This is a genomic window from Streptomyces sp. UF-297 (genome assembly GCF_058245575.1).
Genome location: NZ_JBSIBZ010000019.1, coordinates 1 through 15,699 on the forward strand (window position 1 = coordinate 1; position 15,699 = coordinate 15,699).

General features: G+C 73.4%; 15 protein-coding genes and 1 pseudogene. 12 read left to right on the top strand and 4 right to left on the bottom strand.

The genetic code is table 11. The features are described 5' to 3' along the window. A pseudogene (locus AC4IJH_RS13730) lies at positions 1–348 on the top strand (PAS domain-containing protein); the annotation flags it as partial. Between the two features lie 62 nt (positions 349–410). Here the strand turns inward: AC4IJH_RS13730 and AC4IJH_RS13735 are convergent. Further along, entirely contained in the window at positions 411–1,343 is a 933-nt protein-coding gene (locus tag AC4IJH_RS13735) for an RNA polymerase sigma factor SigF (RefSeq protein WP_490851934.1), read from the bottom strand. 342 nt (positions 1,344–1,685) lie between these two features. Here AC4IJH_RS13735 and AC4IJH_RS13740 point away from each other — a divergent pair, with 342 nt between their 5' ends. From AC4IJH_RS13740 to AC4IJH_RS13750, 3 genes are read left to right on the top strand one after another with little or no spacing between them, the layout of a single operon-like run. Further along, positions 1,686–3,545 (top strand): thiamine pyrophosphate-requiring protein, encoded by a 1,860-nt coding sequence (locus AC4IJH_RS13740; protein ID WP_490851935.1) that lies wholly within the window; start codon positions 1,686–1,688, stop codon positions 3,543–3,545. After that, the gene (locus tag AC4IJH_RS13745; protein WP_490851936.1) at positions 3,542–3,697 is read left to right on the top strand and encodes a hypothetical protein; all 156 of its coding nucleotides are present in this window, start codon (positions 3,542–3,544) and stop codon (positions 3,695–3,697) included. The genes AC4IJH_RS13740 and AC4IJH_RS13745 overlap by 4 nt, the downstream gene beginning before the upstream one ends. Then, positions 3,694–4,785 carry an enolase C-terminal domain-like protein gene (locus tag AC4IJH_RS13750; protein ID WP_490851937.1) on the top strand — a complete coding sequence of 364 codons (1,092 nt, stop codon included), beginning with the start codon at positions 3,694–3,696 and terminating at the stop codon, positions 4,783–4,785. Before AC4IJH_RS13745 ends, AC4IJH_RS13750 begins: the two co-directional genes overlap by 4 nt. 45 nt (positions 4,786–4,830) lie before the next feature. Here the strand turns inward: AC4IJH_RS13750 and AC4IJH_RS13755 are convergent, their stop codons facing one another. Together AC4IJH_RS13755 and AC4IJH_RS13760 are read right to left on the bottom strand one after the other, a co-directional pair. Then, entirely contained in the window at positions 4,831–5,667 is an 837-nt protein-coding gene (locus AC4IJH_RS13755; RefSeq protein WP_490851938.1) for a GNAT family N-acetyltransferase, read from the bottom strand. Between the two features lie 84 nt (positions 5,668–5,751). After that, positions 5,752–6,273, bottom strand: a complete 522-nt coding sequence (locus tag AC4IJH_RS13760; protein ID WP_490851939.1) for a phage holin family protein — start codon at positions 6,271–6,273, stop codon at positions 5,752–5,754. A 301-nt stretch (positions 6,274–6,574) separates the two neighbouring features. Between AC4IJH_RS13760 and AC4IJH_RS13765 the strand changes: the two genes are divergently transcribed. The 5 genes from AC4IJH_RS13765 to AC4IJH_RS13785 all read left to right on the top strand — a co-directional run bounded on the left by AC4IJH_RS13765 (position 6,575) and on the right by AC4IJH_RS13785 (position 12,395). Next, a complete protein-coding gene (locus AC4IJH_RS13765; protein ID WP_490851940.1) occupies positions 6,575–6,895 on the top strand; it encodes a DUF2795 domain-containing protein in 321 nt (106 codons plus the stop codon). A 175-nt stretch (positions 6,896–7,070) separates the two neighbouring features. Continuing rightward, a complete protein-coding gene (locus tag AC4IJH_RS13770) occupies positions 7,071–7,553 on the top strand; it encodes a CBS domain-containing protein (protein ID WP_490851941.1) in 483 nt (160 codons plus the stop codon). Positions 7,554–7,689: 136 nt separating this feature from the next. Then, complete coding sequence (locus AC4IJH_RS13775; protein ID WP_490851942.1) at positions 7,690–9,198, top strand: bifunctional phosphatase PAP2/diacylglycerol kinase family protein; 1,509 nt, start codon at positions 7,690–7,692, stop codon at positions 9,196–9,198. Between the two features lie 108 nt (positions 9,199–9,306). After that, entirely contained in the window at positions 9,307–12,021 is a 2,715-nt protein-coding gene (locus AC4IJH_RS13780) for a GH36-type glycosyl hydrolase domain-containing protein (RefSeq protein WP_490851943.1), read from the top strand. Positions 12,022–12,044: 23 nt separating this feature from the next. Continuing rightward, positions 12,045–12,395 (top strand): VOC family protein, encoded by a 351-nt coding sequence (locus tag AC4IJH_RS13785; RefSeq protein ID WP_490851944.1) that lies wholly within the window; start codon positions 12,045–12,047, stop codon positions 12,393–12,395. A 15-nt stretch (positions 12,396–12,410) separates the two neighbouring features. On the opposite strand, the gene AC4IJH_RS13790 is transcribed toward AC4IJH_RS13785, so the two are convergent. Beyond that, positions 12,411–13,334: an NADP-dependent oxidoreductase gene (locus AC4IJH_RS13790; protein ID WP_490851945.1), complete on the bottom strand. Its 924-nt coding sequence runs from the start codon at positions 13,332–13,334 to the stop codon at positions 12,411–12,413. A gap of 241 nt (positions 13,335–13,575) precedes the next feature. Here AC4IJH_RS13790 and AC4IJH_RS13795 point away from each other — a divergent pair, with 241 nt between their 5' ends. From AC4IJH_RS13795 to AC4IJH_RS13805, 3 genes are all read left to right on the top strand, one after another. Next, positions 13,576–13,725 (top strand): hypothetical protein, encoded by a 150-nt coding sequence (locus tag AC4IJH_RS13795; protein WP_490851946.1) that lies wholly within the window; start codon positions 13,576–13,578, stop codon positions 13,723–13,725. A 142-nt stretch (positions 13,726–13,867) separates the two neighbouring features. Next, the gene (locus tag AC4IJH_RS13800) at positions 13,868–15,106 is read left to right on the top strand and encodes a hypothetical protein (protein WP_490851947.1); all 1,239 of its coding nucleotides are present in this window, start codon (positions 13,868–13,870) and stop codon (positions 15,104–15,106) included. Between the two features lie 54 nt (positions 15,107–15,160). Beyond that, positions 15,161–15,682, top strand: coding sequence for a glycine-rich domain-containing protein (locus AC4IJH_RS13805; protein WP_490851948.1), 522 nt, complete (start codon positions 15,161–15,163; stop codon positions 15,680–15,682). The last annotated feature ends 17 nt before the right edge of the window (positions 15,683–15,699 follow it).

The window sequence follows — 15,699 nt, forward strand, 5'->3', positions numbered from 1 at the left end:
CCCCCCGGGCCGCAGGGGCAGGAGGAGCACGCGGCGCTGCTGGCCGCGCTGGCCGGCCAGGACCCCGCCTCCTGCCCGCTGGTGGTGGAGGCCGCGCGGTCGGGCAACGCCAACCTCCAGATACGCCCCGAGGACCTGTCCGCCTTCGGCCATGACGCCGAGGGCGCTCCGCTGCTGGCCCGGGCCGCGGTCACCTCGCTGCTGTGCGTCCCCGCGCGCCTGCCCTCGCAGGCCGTACGGGGCGTGCTGACGCTCTTCCGTACGGGCGGCAGACGCGCCTTCAGCATGGCCGAGGCGGGGGTGGTGGACCGCGTCTCGCGCCATCTGGCGCTGGCGCTGCGGCCGTGACGCACCGGCCGTGACCCGGCGCGCCACGGCGCCACGGCGGCCCGCTCGCAGGCGGTCCGCGCTCAAGCCGCCTCGCGCCCGCCCACCTGGTCGCACAGGCGCGTGCAGGTGCGGTTGATCAGGCGTGAGACGTGCATCTGGGAGATGCCCAGGCGGTCGGCGATACGGCTCTGCGTCATGTCGCAGAAGAAGCGCAGATACAGGATCTGCCGCTCCCGCTCGGGGAGTTTGCGCAGTTTGGGCTTGATGGCCTCGCGGTCCACGACCAGGTCGAAGCCGGGTTCGGGGCCGCCGAGGGTGTCGACCAGGGCGTAGCCGTCGTCCGCGCCGGGGAGTTCGGCGTCCAGGGAGAGCGTGGAGAAGCTCTCCAGGGCCTCCATCCCCAGCAGCACGTCCTCCTCGGACATGCCGGTGTGCTCGGCGATGCGGGCGGCGGAGGGCCCGTGGTCGTCCAGTGAGTGGGACAGTTCGTGGGTCGCGGCGCGTACGCGGTTGCGCAGCTCCTGGACGCGGCGGGGCACGTGCAGGCCCCACATGTGGTCGCGGAAGTGGCGCTTGACCTCACCGACGATGGTGGGCACCGCGAAGCTCTCGAAGGCGCAGCCGCGCGCCGGGTCGTACCGGTCGACGGCCTTGACCAGGCCGAGGGCGGCCACCTGGGTGAGGTCCTCGGTGGTCTCGCCGCGGTTGCGGAAGTGCCGCGCCAGGCGCTCGGCCATGGGGATCCAGGCGCACACGATGCGCTGGCGCAGCTCGTCGCGCTCGGGCCCGTCGGGCATCGCGATCAGCCGACGGAAGTCCTCGGCGGTGTCGGGCGCGTCGTCGTGGGGGTGCTTGTTGCGCCGTTTGCCGGTCCGCCTGACGTCCTGGCGGCGCTCGCCGCGGGTGGGCTGCCGGGCGGGCTCGCGCGCGGCGGGCTGGACCGGCTGATCACCGGGTGCGGTCGGCTGGTCGAGCGCATGCAGCGTGCCGTGCCGGGTGGGTGCTGAGGGCATTTTCCGGGCTCCCTGATCGGTGGACGAAAGGTCCCCACGGGAGCGCGACCGAATAAGCACACTCACAGAGAGCGCAGGGGCTCCCGCGGGCGTGCCTCCGGTCCGAAGCACATCGGTTCGGGTGCCCGCACCCGATGGCGGTAAACGCCTTGCCGTCCGATCCCCCATATCCCCTTCCGGTTGCGGCACTTGCCTGCCTGTTGCCCGGCAGAAACGGCCCGTTCCGCAGGTTTCCCACGGGCGGCGCGGGGCTACTCGGCCCTGGCAGCGCGCCCGGCCGGCCCGTACGCCGATGCCGCCCCTGCCCCGTACGGCACCGCCTGACCCCGAGGAGCCAGCACGATGAGCCAGAAGGTCTCCGATCACATCCTCGCCCGGCTGCGCGAGTGGGGTGTCGAGCATGTCTTCGGCTACCCGGGCGACGGCATCAACGGCCTGCTCGCCGCATGGGGCAGGGCCGAGAACGAGCCGCGCTTCGTCCAGGCCCGGCACGAGGAGATGGCCGCCTTCCAGGCCGTGGGGTACGCCAAGTTCAGCGGCCGGGCCGGAGTGTGCGCGGCGACCTCGGGGCCCGGCGCGGTGCATCTGCTCAACGGGCTGTACGACGCCAAGCTGGACCATGTGCCGGTGGTGGCGATCGTCGGGCAGACCCACCGCAGCGCCATGGGCGGCTCGTACCAGCAAGAGGTCGATCTGCACACCCTGTTCAAGGACGTGGCCTCGGAGTTCGTGGAGACGGTGACCGTCCCCGAGCAGCTGCCCAACGTCCTGGACCGCGCCTTCAGGACGGCGTACGCCCGCCGCGCGCCCACGGCCGTCATCGTCCCCGCGGACGTCCAGGAGCTCGACTACGAGCCGCCCGGCCACGCGTTCAAGATGGTGCCCTCCAGCCTGGACCGCAGCGGCTGGACGGCGGTGCCCTCCGCCGACGCGCTGGAGCGCGCCGCCGAGGTGCTCAACGCGGGCCGCAAGGTGGCGATCCTGGTCGGGCAGGGCGCTGCGGGGGCGCGCGCCGAGGTCGTGCAGGCCGCCGACACGCTCGGCGCGGGGGTCGCCAAGGCGCTGCTGGGCCTGGATGTGCTCAGCGACGAACTCCCCTACGTCACCGGCCCGGTGGGCCTGCTGGGCTCCCGCCCCTCCTACGAGCTGATGCGGGACTGCGACACCCTGCTGACCATCGGGTCCAGCTTCCCCTACAGCCAGTTCCTCCCCGAATTCGGGCACGCCAGGGCCGTACAGATCGACCTGGACCCGCACATGATCGGGATGCGCTACCCCTACGAGGTCAACCTGGTCGGGGACGCCCGCTCGACGCTGGCCCGGCTGCTGCCGCTGCTGGAGCCCAAGGACGGCAAGGAGTCCCTGCGCTGGCGCGAGGACCTGATCGCGAACGTGCAGCGCTGGCGGGAGGTCATGGCGCGGCGGGCCTCGCTGAGCGCCGACCCCGTCAACCCCGAACTGGTCGCCCACGCGCTGGATCCGCTGCTGCCCTCGGACGCGATCGTGACCTGCGACTCGGGTTCGGTGACCAACTGGTACGCGCGGCACCTGCGGATGCGCGGCACCATGCGGGCCTCGGTGTCGGGGACGCTGGCGACGATGGGGTGCGCGGTGCCGTACGCCATCGGCGCGAAGTTCGCCCACCCCGACCGGCCGGTGATCGCGCTGGTGGGGGACGGCGCGATGCAGATGAACGGGCTGGCGGAGCTGATCACGGCGGCCAAGTACCGCTTCGCCTGGGACGATCCGCGCCTGGTGATCGGCGTGTGGAACAACCGCGATCTCAACCAGGTGACCTGGGAGATGCGGGCGATGGGCGGCGCCCCGCAGTTCCTGCCCTCGCAGGAGATCCCGGACGTCTCCTACGCGGCGTTCGCCGGGTCGCTGGGCCTGGTCGGGATACGGGTGGACAAGCCGCAGGACGTGGCGGAGGCGTGGGGGCAGGCGCTCTCGGCCCAGGGGCCCGCGGTGGTGGAGTTCGTCACCGACCCCGCCGTACCGCCCATTCCGCCGCACGCGACCTGGCAGCAGATGGAGGCCACGGCCGAGGCGGTGGTCAAGGGGGACGCGGACCGCGGGTCGGTGATCAAGCAGGGTCTGAAGGCGAAGGTGCAGGAGTTCCTGCCCGGGCGGCACAAGCCGGGGACACCGGAGCCGCCGCCGTCCGGGAAGCCGGGCTCCCCCGAAGGGAGCGAGGGGTGACACGCCTGACGGCCTCCGCTCGCCGGGCCACGGCATCCGGGCGCCGTGGCCCGGTCCTCTCCCGCCTCGCCCGGCACACCGCCCTCGGCGCCCTGACCGCCCTGGGCCGCATCCTCCACGTGCTGACCGATGGGAGCTGCCGAGCACGATGAAAGTGGAACGGCTGGACGTCACGGCCTACACCGTCCCCACCGACGCGCCGGAGGCCGACGGGACCCTGGCCTGGGACACCACGACCGTCGTGGTGGTCGAGGCGCGCTGCGGGACCACCACCGGCCTGGGCTGGACCTATGCGGCGGCGGACGCGGGATCGGTGGTCCGCGAGCTGCTCGCCCGCTGCGTGCTGGGCCGCAGCGCGCTGGACGTGGCGGGCGCGTACGAGGCGATGAGCCGGATGGTGCGCAACGCGGGCCGCCCCGGGATGGTGGCCTGTGCGCTGTCCGCGGTGGACATCGCGCTGTGGGACCTGAAGGCGCAGCTGCTGGGGCTGCCGCTGCTGCGGCTGATCGGCGCGGTGCGCGAGGAGGTGCCGCTGTACGGGTCCGGCGGCTTCACCACGTACCACGACACCCATCTGGCAACGCAGTTGAACGGGTGGGTGCACGGCCAGGGCATCAACCGCGTCAAGATCAAGATCGGCGAGGAGTGGGGCCGCAACGTCCAGCGGGACCTCAAGCGCGTACGGCACGCCCGCAAGGCGATCGGGCCGCGCGCCGAGCTGTACGTGGACGCCAACGGCGCCTACACCCGCAAGCAGGCGGTCCGGGTGGGCAAGGCGCTGGCGGAACAGGGGGTGGGCTGGTTCGAGGAGCCGGTCTCCTCCGACGACCTGACGGGCCTGCGCGTGGTGCGCGACCTGGTGGTCAGCGATGTCGCGGCCGGTGAATACGGCTACGACCTGCCCTACTTCGCACGGATGGCGCCCGTCGTGGACTGCCTGCAGATCGATGCCACCCGCTGCGGCGGGATCACGGTGTGGCTGCGCGCGGCGGCCGTCGCCGAGTCGCACGGCCTGGAGGTCTCCGCGCACTGCGCCCCGCATGTGCACGCCCACCCGGCCGCGTGCGTCCCCAACCTGCGCCACATCGAGTGGTTCCACGACCATGTGCGCATCGAGTCGATGCTCTTCGACGGCGGCCTGGACCCCTCGGGCGGCACGGTGCGGCCGGCGGGCAAGGGCCTGCCGGGCCACGGCCTGAGCTTCCGCCACGAGGCGGCGACGGCCTACCGGGTGCTGTGAGCGGCCCGGCCCGCTCCCCGGCCGCTCACTCCCCGGGTCCCCGGGTCACTCCCCCGGGACGAAGACGCAGAACTCGTTGCCCTCCGGGTCGGCGAGGATGTCCCACTCGATGTCGCCGCCGCGCCGGCGCACCAGGGTGGCCCCCAGCTCCAGCAGGCGTGCGGTGTCGCCGAACACGTCCAGGTGCATACGGTTCTTGACGGTCTTGGCCTCCTCGACGCGGTTGATCCAGATCAGCGGGCCGCCGCCGGTCGGGTCGACGATGGGCACCGGCCAGTGCACGGGGGCCGCGGCGTCACCGGGGGTGTCGCGGCGTACGTAGCCGATGGCGGCGCACCACCAATCGGCCAGCGCCTGATGGTCGTTGGCGTCCAGCGCCAGGTCCTTGAAGCGGGCGGGGGTGCTCGGCGTCGTGGGCGCGTCGCCCGCCGCGGCGGGGTCGGGCGCCTCGGGCGCCTCGTAGCGGTGGACCTCCACTTGAGCTTCCTCTCCCCAGTCCTGGTACTCGGTCACCCGGCGTACCCAGCCCAGCCGTTCGTACAGGGCGATGGCCGCGGTGTCGGACGACGTTACTTCCAGGACGGCGCGCAGGCCGCGCCGGGCCGCCTCGCGCTCCAGCGTACGCAGCAGACGCGCGCCGGTCCCCCGGCCGCCGGCGGCCGGACTGACGAACAGGCGGTTCACCGCACGGCCGCAGAGCGCGCCGTGGCCCACGATCCGGCCGTCCTCCTCGGCGACCCAGGCATCGGTGAGCCCCTCGGGCGTCAGCCAGCGCTCGGGGTCGTCGGGCCAGTGGTGGGGATAGCCGCTGTGTTCGTGCACCTCGGCCAGAATCCGCGCGCAGCCTTCTAGGTCGGCCGTCCTCCGTCGTCTGATGATCACGTGGCCATGAAAGCACAACCGCTCAACGGACTTCGGCGGAGCGCACACTGTCCGACGCGCAACGGGCGCAGTGCGGTATCCACTTCAGCGCTCCGTGCGACCGGGGCGCATCGGGGCGCGCGCGCCGGCCGCGCCCAGGCCGCCGGGGCTCGGTGCGGAGGCGGTGCCGGGGGCGTGGGCGGCGGCTGCCGTGCCGCCGTCCCCGGAGTGGGTGTGGTCGTGCGGCCGGTTGCGGGCGGCGTTCTTGAGCGTCACGGCCAGCGCGGCCAGCACCACGGCGACGATCAGCGCCGCCGCCCAGCCGGGCATCGCCAGCCCGGTGGCCAGCACCAGGAACGCGGTGAACGCGCCGCCCGCGGCCAGCGCCGCGGCGGCCGCCCCGCCGTACAGGCGCACGGTGCGTCGGCGCGAGCGCCGGCGCAACTCGGCGCGCAACTCCTCGCGCACGGCCTCGATCCCGTGCCGGAACTCCCGGCGGAACTCCTGGCGTATCTCCTCGGCCACCATCCGGGCCACCGGTTCGGCGAGGTCACGGGCCGGTGGGCGCAGGGGGTCCGGTGCGCGGTCCGTCCGGTCGGTCTCTGCCCTCTCGGTCCTGTCGGTCATGGGGCGCGGGTACCCGTCACCCGCAGCGCGTAACGGGCCATCGCACCGCCCGCCCCACCCGCATGAGTCCGGGCGCGGGACCCCACATCCCGCGCCCGGTTTCCCATCCCCTCTTTCTCCTCGCTCCCCCACGGCCGTTCACTTGCCGCTCAGCCGCGCGGCCGGGCCCCGGGTGCCCTGCGCACGCAGCCCCAAACACCCTGTTTTCGCGACGAGTCGGAACCCGCTGGGGACGGGCGCCTCGTGTGGCGCACGGCTGCCCGGGTACCCGCCTCGGCACACTCGCCGGAAGGAGGCCGTCGTGCCGCGTCCCAGCGAACAGCCGAGCGTCCCGTGGGGCGAGCACCCCACGCCGGGCCACGCCCTGCAGCGGGCGGCGCAGACCCGGCCGCGGGCGGTGCCACGCCGCCGGCCGTGGGCACCGACGGAGCTGCTGGCCTTCGAGCTGACCCGCCACCTGCACCACGAGGTCTTCCCCGCCGACCGGCGCGCCCTCGTGCGCGCCCTGCTGGAGTGCCGCGCCCCCGGCCAACTGGTGGCGGCGGTACGGGCACTGCCGCCGCGGGAGGACCCGTACCGCACGGTGCAGGACGTGGTACGGGCGCTGCTGACGGACCGCTGAGCGAGCCGGCCGACGTCCTGCACGTGCGTGGCCCCTGCCGGGCCAGGCATGGACGGCCGCCGCGCGGGTACTGCGGCGGAGCCGGTCCAGCCGGCATCGGGCCGGTCACGGCACCGGGCACCGGGGCGGCCGGGGCCGGGCCGCAGCCACCGAACTCACAGAAGGCGAGCTGGCAATGGCACAGTTGGTGAAGGACGTCATGACCCCGGCCGTGGCCACGGTACGGCCCGACGCCTCACTGGTGGAGGCCGCACAGGTGATGCGCGCCCAGGACATCGGCGATGTGCTGGTGACCGAGGACGACGTCCTGCTGGGCGTGGTCACCGACCGGGACATCACCCTGCGCGCGATCGCGGACGGCGTCGATCCGCTCACCGTCACCTGCCGGTCGGTGTGCACCCCCGAGCCGGTCTGCGTCGGCCCCGAGGAGCCCGTGTCCACGGCGGTCGCCCTGATGCGCACGAACGCGGTGCGGCGGCTGCCGGTGGTCGAGGGCGGCACCGCGGTGGGCGTGGTCAGCATCGGCGATCTGGCCCGGCACCAGGACCCGCGCTCCGCCCTCGCGGACATCAGCCGGGCCGCGCCGGACAGCTGGGCGGGGACGGCCGGGACCGGTCCGGGCACGGCCGGTACGGGACCGGTCGCCGGGCTGCCGTGACGGGCCCGCGATGACGGCCCCCTGGCCCGTACCCCCCGCGCGGCGGACCGTGCCGCGCGCAGCACGCAGGTGGAAGGCGCGGCCCCACGCGGTGGCGTTGACGCATCCACCGGCGCGTATGGGGTACAGGTGGCGCATGCGAAAGCTGTTGAGTACCTGGGACCGTGCGGCCTTCGAGCAGATCGCGAACCGGCACTGGCCGGGCGCCGAGCGCGTGCTGCCACGACTGAGCCGGGCCGCCGACCACGGCGTGCTGTGGTTCGGTGTCGCGGCGGGCGCCGCCGTCTTCGGCGGGCGGCCCGCCCGCCGGGCCGCGCTGCGCGGCGCCGCCTCCCTCGCGGCCGCCTCGGCGACGGTCAACACCCTGGGCAAACGCTCGGTACGGCGGGCCCGCCCGCTGCTGGACCCGGTGCCGCTGATGCGCCAGCTCTCCCGCCAGCCCTTCACCACCTCCTTCCCCTCGGGCCACTCGGCCTCGGCCGCGGCCTTCGTCACCGGCGTCGCCTTCGAGAACAAGTGGTGGGGCCTGGCGCTGGCGCCGCTGGCCGCCTCGGTGGCCTTCTCCCGCATCTACACGGGCGTGCACTATCCCGGCGACGTGCTGGCCGGGGTCGCGCTCGGGGCGGGCGCGGCCTTCGCGGTACGCGGGATCGCGCCGACCAGGGCGCAGCTGGCGCCGCCGGCCAGGCCGCGCGCCGACGCGCCCGCGCTGCCCCGCGGCGAGGGCCTGTTCGTGGTGGCGAACCAGGGCTCGGGGCAGCGGTCGGGGCCGCGCCCCGACCGGGCCCAGGAGGTGCACGCCGTACTGCCGCTGGCCCAGGTCGTGGTGTGCGGCGAGGGTGGTGATGAAGGGGCCCCGCCGCTGGACAAGGCCCTGGAGGAGGCCGCCGAACGCGCCGCGCTGGAGGGCGGGGCGCTGGGCGTGCTGGGCGGTGACGGCACGATCAACACCGCGGCCACCGTCGCGGCCCGGCACGGGCTCCCGCTGGCCGTCCTGCCGGGCGGCACCCGCAACCACTTCGCCTACGACCTGGGCGTGGAGACCCTCACGCAGGCCGCGCGGGCGGTGGAGAGCGGCGAGGCGGTCGCCGTCGACCTGGCCGGGTTCCGCCCCGTCAACCAGGACGGCACCCCGCGCGGGGAGACCACGTACTTCCTCAACACCTTCTCCATCGGCTCCTATCCCGAGCTGGTGCGGATCAGGGAGAAGTGGGCGGGCCGCATCGGGGCCTGGCCCGCCGGGGTGCTGGCCGCCTGGCACGTGCTGCGCACCGCCCGCCCGCTGGAGGCCGAGATCAACGGCAAGCGGCGCGCGGTGTGGCTGCTGTTCGCGGGCAACTGCTCCTATCGGGGCCTCGGGCTGGCACCGGTGCGCCGCCACGACCTGGCGGACGGGGTGCTGGACGTACGGGTGGTGCACGGCGGGCGGCTGGCCCGTACGCGGCTGCTGGCGGCGGCTTTGACCGGCGTGCTGCGGCACTCCCCCGTGCTGGGCGAGGCCCGGCTGCGCTCGCTGCACATCGGCGGCCTGGCCAGCGGCACGGATCTGGCGTACGACGGCGAAGTGACCGCCACGCCGGGTGACTTGGTGCTCGAGAAGGAGAACGAGGCGCTGACGGTGTATCGGCTGCTGCCCGACGCGTGAGCGCTCCGCGAGGGGGCCGTTGGCTGGGCCGTCATGGCACCGCGGGCCGGTGGGGGCCGGTCGCGCGGTTCCCCTCGCCCTTATCGGGGCGCCTGGTGGAGCGGGCCGGTGACGGACCGTACGGTCGAGGTCTCGTACGCGAAGCCGGCTGTGGACGGAGACCCGATGGGCGAGCACAAGCAGCACACCGGCGGGGAGCGGGACCGCCACGGTGGGATCTTCGGGCGGTGGAGCAGCGACGGGGCGGGGCTGCCGGCCTTCGTCTACGAGCTGGACCAGCGCACCGACCCGCGGGCGCGCTGGCGCACTTACGGGGCGCAGGGGGACGGCGGCGCGGACGCGGACGGCGTCTCGCGGCTGCACTGGCACCAGATCGGCAACGACCGCATCGTGGCCGTGGCCACCGACGAGGGCTGGGTGCAGCTGTACTCGCACGAGCACGGGGCCCGCTGGATCAACGAGTTCCGGCCCGAGCACGGCGCGTTCGCGGGCGGCGTCTCCTATCTCCTGGACCGCGACGCGGGCACGGTGTGGTCCACGTACTACTCCGACCTGCCGGCCGAGGGCACCAAGATCCGGCGCGTGTTCGGCTGCGGCTATCTGCGGATCACCGTGCGCCGCGCGGACATCGAGCTGGACCGGGTGGTGTTCGCCCCCTTCGGCGAGAGCCGGCTGCTCGCCTCCTGTGTACAGATCCGCAATCTGGGCACGCGCCCGCGGCGGCTGCGGCACGGCGAGCACTGGGACGTACGGCTGCACAACCTCAACCTCGCGCCCCTGGGGCCCCAGGCGCGCGCCCGCCGCGACGAGTCCTCCGCGCTGGTGTACGCGGGATACGGCGCCGACTGGCGGCAAGGCGCCGGGCCGCGCGGCGCGCTGGTGGCCCGGCACCCGCACGGCCCGCTCTCGCACGAGATCGGCTTCCCCGTCGGCCCGGTCCCGCGCACCGAGCCCGATGTGCTGTGCGCACCGATCGGGGACACCCCCGTCGACGGCTGGGCGGCGGACCGCGCCGGGCTCTTCGGGGAAGGGGGCCGCACGCGCCCCGACGCGCTGCTCGATCCGCCTGGCCGCCCTCTGGAGCCGGGCGGCGGCGGGCAGGACGCCTCCTTCCTGCTGACCTGTGACCTCCAACTGGCGCCCGGCGAGCGGCGGGTGCTCGGTTACGGGTACGGCGCGGTGCCGCCCGTGGACGCCGCAGCGGAGATCGCCGCGCTGGGCGAGGACGCGGCCGCGCTCTTCGAGGACACCCGGGCGGCCTGGCGGCGCGCGCTGCCGCGCTTCGAGTACGGCGCCCGCGAGCCCTGGCTGACCCGTGAACTGGCCTGGAGCGCCTACTACTTGCGCTCGGGCGCCACCTACCACCACGGCCTGCGCGCCCACACCCTCTCCCAGGGCGGCGCCTACCAGTACCTCGCGGGGTTCAACGCGGGCCCCCGCTCCACCTGCCAGAACGCCCTGGCGCTGGTGTGGTCGGCGCCCGAACTGGCCGCCGACGCCGTGCGGTTCACCATGGCCGAGACCACCCCCGAGGGGGAGATCGCCTACTCCGAGCACGGCACGGGGCTGTGGGAGCACGCCCTGTGGTGCCCCTCGGACAACGACCTGTGGCTGCTGTGGCTGGTCAGCGAGTACGTCCTGGCCACCCGTGACCGCGCCTTCCTGCGCCAGTGCGTGTCGTACTGGCCGGCCCCCTACACCCGCCCCGAGCCGGTGTGGGACCACTGCCTGCGCGCCCTGGACCATCTGCTGACCACCGTCGGCACCGGCGCGCACGGCCTGCTGCGGCTGCGGCTGGGCGACTGGAACGACGAGATCGTCGCCTCCTCGGGGGTGCCGGTGGACCGGGTGTGGCAGGAGGGCGAGTCGACGCTGAACACCGCCATGGCCGTGCACGTCCTGCGGCGCTTCGCCGAGCTCGCCGACTTCTCCCGCGGCCCGGACGCGGCCCGGGTGGCCCGCCGGGCGCGAGAGCGCGCCGAGGAGTTCGCCGAGGCGGTGCGCGCGTGCTGGCGCGAGGGACACCTCAACCGCGGCTGGGCCGACCGCGACACCGAGATCGGCCACCGCGACCTGTATCTGGAGCCGCAGCCCTGGGCGCTGATCGCCGGCATCCTGCGGCCCGAGCAGGAGCGCGCGCTGGTGGCGCGGATCCGCGAGCGCTGCGCCGACCCGCTGGCCACCCGGGTCTTCGCCGGCGGCGCGGAGGGCAGGCCTGCGGTGGCCGGCGGTGGCCAGTGGTACGCCATCAACTCCACCCTCGCCCGGGGCCTGGCCCGGGTCGATCCGCGCGAGGGCTGGCGGGAGCTGTGCGAGAACACCCTGGCCCACCACGCCGAGATCTACCCGCAGTTGTGGTTCGGGGTGTGGTCGGGCCCGGACTGCTATCTGCCCTCCGACGACGCGCGGCCCGGGGAGACCTGGGCGTGGGAGGGCCTGTTCTCCATGCAGTCCTGGCCGGTGCAGATCCTGTTCGCGCACTCCGAGCCGCTGAACGCGGCGATGTGGCTGAGCGGGGTGGAGCCCACCGCGCAGGGTCTGCGGATCGACCCGGCGCTGCCCTTCGAGGACTGGCACCGCGACGACGGGCTGCTCGCCCTGACCTGCGCGGGCGACGAAGTCAGCGGGGCGATCGGGGCGTTGGCGGCCGATGTGCTCCAGGTCGAACTGGCGCTGCCCGGCGGGCTGCGCGGCCGGGATCTGGAGGTGCGGGTGGAGGGCATCCGCACACCCGCGCGACAGGAGGGCGGCTTCGTCCGCTTCCGGCTGCCGGTCGGGCCCGGGCGGCGTACCGCCTTCCGCGTACGGCGTGAAACGCGGTGATCGGATCAACTAGGCTCGGCGCCATGGACATTCAGGGTACTTCGCTACGGGTGTGCGTCGATGACCTGGACGCCGCGATCGGTGTCTATGAGCGTCTGACCGGCGCCGAGGCGATGCGCTTCGAGCGCGGCGGCGTCTCGGTCGCGGCGGTCGGCTGCTTCTTCTTGATGAGCGGCCCGGAGGCCGAGCTGTCCGTGCTGCGCAAGGTCGCGGCGACGATCGCGGTGGCGGACGTGGAGCAGGCGCACGCCGATCTCACCGCGGTCGGTGCGCAGATCATCGCGGGCCCGCTGGCGACCCCCATCGGCCGCAATCTGGTGGCCCGCCACCCCGACGGCGCGGTCTTCGAGTACGTGGACCGCAAGGCGGGGTGACGGGCCCCAGGAGCCTCAGGAAACCTCCAGCACGATCTTGCCGCGGGCGCGTCCCGACTGGCTGCGCCCGAAGGCCTCGGCCGCCTGGGCCAGCGGCAGCACGGTGTCGATGTGCACGGTGAGCCGGTCCGCCTCGGCGAGGTCGCCGAGCGTGGCCAGGCCGGCCGCGTCGGGCCGCACCCACACCATGTGGCCGCCCTTGGCCGTCACCTCGCCGTCGGCGATCGAGACCACCTGGGCGGGGTCCTTGACGATCTCCTGCGAGGCGTCGACCGCGCCGCCGCCGACGAAGTCCATGACCGCGTCCACGCCGTCCGGCGCCAGCTCCCGCACCCGGTCGGCCAGCCCGTCCCCGTACGTCACCGGCTCGGCGCCCAGCGAGCGCAGGAAGTCGTGGTTGTGCTCGCCCGCCGTGCCGATCACGCGGGCGCCCCGGGCGACGGCGATCTGTACGGCCAGCGAGCCGACCCCGCCCGCCGCGGCGTGCACCAGGACCGTGTCGCCCTTGCCCACCCGCACGCGGTCCAGGGACTGCAGGGCGGTCAGTCCGGCCAGCGGGAGGCCCGCGGCCTGCTGCCAGGAGAGCGCGGCGGGCTTGCGGGCGAGGGTGCGCACGGGGGCGGAGACCAGTTCGGCGAAGGTGCCGTGCTGCACCTCGTCCTTGCGTACGTAACCCATCACCTCGTCGCCGACCCGGAACTCGGTGGCGTCGGCGCCGACGGCCTCGACGACGCCCGCCACGTCCCAGCCGGGGATCAGCGGGAAGTGCACGTTCATGATCGGGTCGAGGTAGCCGGCCACGATCTTCCAGTCCACCGGGTTGACCCCGGCCGCCTTGACCCGGATCAGCACGCAGTCGGGAGCGATCTTGGGGTCGGGCAGTTCGCCGTACTCGATGACGTCGGCGCCGCCGTAGTTGTTCGTCAGGATTGCCTTCATGATCTGCGACAACGTGGAACACCGGGTGAACATTCCGCTTATGACCGACTACATCCGTACGGCGTACCGGCGGGACGGGAGATCACTCAGAAAGGATCAAGCCAAAGTCGCCTCGCGGGCCAGCATTTGAGCCACCTGGACATTGCCATGCTTTGACATGCACTTGGCCTGCCTTTTACGTTCGATTGCGGCGGCGAACGTGCACGGTCCTCGCCGTACCCCCACCTTTCGGAGGCCCGAAATGGAAAAGCTCATCGCGAAGATGGCCCAGGACAAGGTCTGGCGCGAGTGGATCGCCGTGAACTCGCCGCGCGACTCGGGCAAGGACGGGTGCATCAGCGCCTCCAAGTCCGGCTGCATCAGCGCGACGAAGTCCGGCTGTATCTGCTGACCCGCGGCTGAACCACCGCTGCCAGAAAGCTGATTGAGCCGCGGGGGCGGTCCGGGGTGCCGAGCGCACCGCCGGTCCGCTTCCCGGCACCCCCGCCGGGCCGCGCCCCGGGGTCCGTTATCCGAGCAGAACCGAGGTGGCAATGGACGGCCAGCCGAGCGCCGACGTCGTGGACCAGGTCAGGGACATCCCGATCTACCGCGCGTCCATCGAGCGGGGCCACTTCCCCATCCTGGAGAAGCCCGAGATCGCCCGCGGCTTCCCGGACAACTGGATGACTCCCGCGCTGGCTGCGGCACTTGAGGCGGGCCAGGCGGAGTTCGTGCTCTCCACGGGCACCAACCACGCCCGTATGCAGATCATCCGGCCCCCGTACTTCCTCCTCCACTCCTACTACCAGCTGTGGAGCGAGCACCCCGACCTCGCCGACACCTGGCAGCAGGGGTGCCAGCGGGTCTCCCTGACCACGGTGCTGGCCACCGAGCACGTCGCCCGGGTCAACGCGAACAAGCGCGGGGAGCAGCCCGCTGCCGTACCGGAGCTGGAGGAGCGGCGGCTGGACGCGCGCACCCTCTACCTCAATCTGCAGCTGGACCCCGCGCTGTGGCAGCCCGCGGACGTGGAGCGGATGCTCGCCGAGATCCGCACGGCCCGCCAGTCGCACCCGCTGGGCTGGTACCACCTGGACTGCTCCGGCTACCACTTGGCGCATCTGGTGCGCAAAGCGGTCGAGTGGGGCCTGTGGGAGGGCTTCCCGCAGCCGGCCAGCATCGTGCACGCCTACGAGTACACGCCGCTGACCGTGCGGCGCTATCTCCAGCGGCACTTCTCCTGCCCGGTCGTGGACCTGTTCGGCAGTACGGAGCTGGGCTACCTCTACTACAGCGACCGCGACGGCCGGTACCACCCCTACCTGGACAGGATGAGCGTCGAGCTGGTCCCGGTCACCGAGGGCAGCGAGATCTTCAGCCTGATCGTGTCCAGTGTGCGCAACCCGTACATGCCGCTGATCCGCTACCGCTCGGGGGACTGCGCCCGCACGCTGGACGGGACGCCGGACCCGGCGAAGATCTCCCGGTTCTGCGGCCGCGAGAAGGAGCTCCTGGACACCGCGCACGGGCCGGTCGCCCAGGGCGATCTCGACGACCGGATCACCGCCGTCTCCTCGCGGGTGTTCGTCCACCAGCTGGATGTCGCCGACCCGGCCAGGGCCCTGCTGCGGTACACCACCTTCGACGGCGCCCCGCTCGAGCCGTCCGAGGCCGCCGCGCTGGAGCGCGGGGTGGCCGAACTGACCGGCCGGGCAGGCCGCGTCGAGCACCAGGACCACATCCCCGTCGGGAAGTCGGGGAAGTACGTCTGGCTCGTACGGGAGCACTGACCGGCCACGGCCACGGACCCGCATCGAACGACCGCCCCTCCACACGGGATGACCATGACGACACAGCCCACGCAGACCCATGTGACCGACGAGGACCTCAAGGCCCTGCTCGGCGACGCCCTGCACGCCGAGGTGGTGGCGCACTTCGCCGCCGCCACCGACGCGCCGCGCGCCTACGTCGAGCGCCAGGTCACCGAGTGCCTGCGCTACCTCTACCTCGTCTCGCGCCACCACGACCGGCTCAGCGGGCTCTTCCTGCCCGTCGAGCAGGAGATCGACGAGATCTGGCACTACCTGATCCTGCAGACCCGTGAGTACCGCGAGTGGTGCGAACAGCGGCTGCCGGGGCGCTTCTTCATCGAGCACCGCTCCATCGCGTACGAGGAGTACCAGCAGGAGCCGGGCCGGGAGCAGGCCATCGAGGAGGCGCTGCGCTGGATCCCGCTGTACTGCCGGGAGTTCGGGCCCTTCGACGAGGGCGCGCTGCCGCACTGGACCATCGTGCGCTTCCTGCACGAGCAGATGGGCATGTCGCTGGAGGAGATCGCCGACCTCCAGCCGCTGGAGGCGGCGTAACGCGCCGCCGACGCGGC

Bases quoted from the DNA above. Each gene is read 5' to 3' on its own strand.
- AC4IJH_RS13735 (WP_490851934.1), bottom strand. From the start codon at position 1,343: ATGCCCTCAGCACCCACCCGGCACGGCACGCTGCATGCGCTCGACCAG.
- AC4IJH_RS13740 (WP_490851935.1), top strand. From the start codon at position 1,686: ATGAGCCAGAAGGTCTCCGATCACATCCTCGCCCGGCTGCGCGAGTGG.
- AC4IJH_RS13750 (WP_490851937.1), top strand. From the start codon at position 3,694: ATGAAAGTGGAACGGCTGGACGTCACGGCCTACACCGTCCCCACCGAC.
- AC4IJH_RS13760 (WP_490851939.1), bottom strand. From the start codon at position 6,273: ATGACCGACAGGACCGAGAGGGCAGAGACCGACCGGACGGACCGCGCA.
- AC4IJH_RS13770 (WP_490851941.1), top strand. From the start codon at position 7,071: ATGGCACAGTTGGTGAAGGACGTCATGACCCCGGCCGTGGCCACGGTA.
- AC4IJH_RS13775 (WP_490851942.1), top strand. From the start codon at position 7,690: ATGCGAAAGCTGTTGAGTACCTGGGACCGTGCGGCCTTCGAGCAGATC.
- AC4IJH_RS13785 (WP_490851944.1), top strand. From the start codon at position 12,045: ATGGACATTCAGGGTACTTCGCTACGGGTGTGCGTCGATGACCTGGAC.
- AC4IJH_RS13790 (WP_490851945.1), bottom strand. From the start codon at position 13,334: ATGAAGGCAATCCTGACGAACAACTACGGCGGCGCCGACGTCATCGAG.
- AC4IJH_RS13795 (WP_490851946.1), top strand. From the start codon at position 13,576: ATGGAAAAGCTCATCGCGAAGATGGCCCAGGACAAGGTCTGGCGCGAG.
- AC4IJH_RS13800 (WP_490851947.1), top strand. From the start codon at position 13,868: ATGGACGGCCAGCCGAGCGCCGACGTCGTGGACCAGGTCAGGGACATC.
- AC4IJH_RS13805 (WP_490851948.1), top strand. From the start codon at position 15,161: ATGACGACACAGCCCACGCAGACCCATGTGACCGACGAGGACCTCAAG.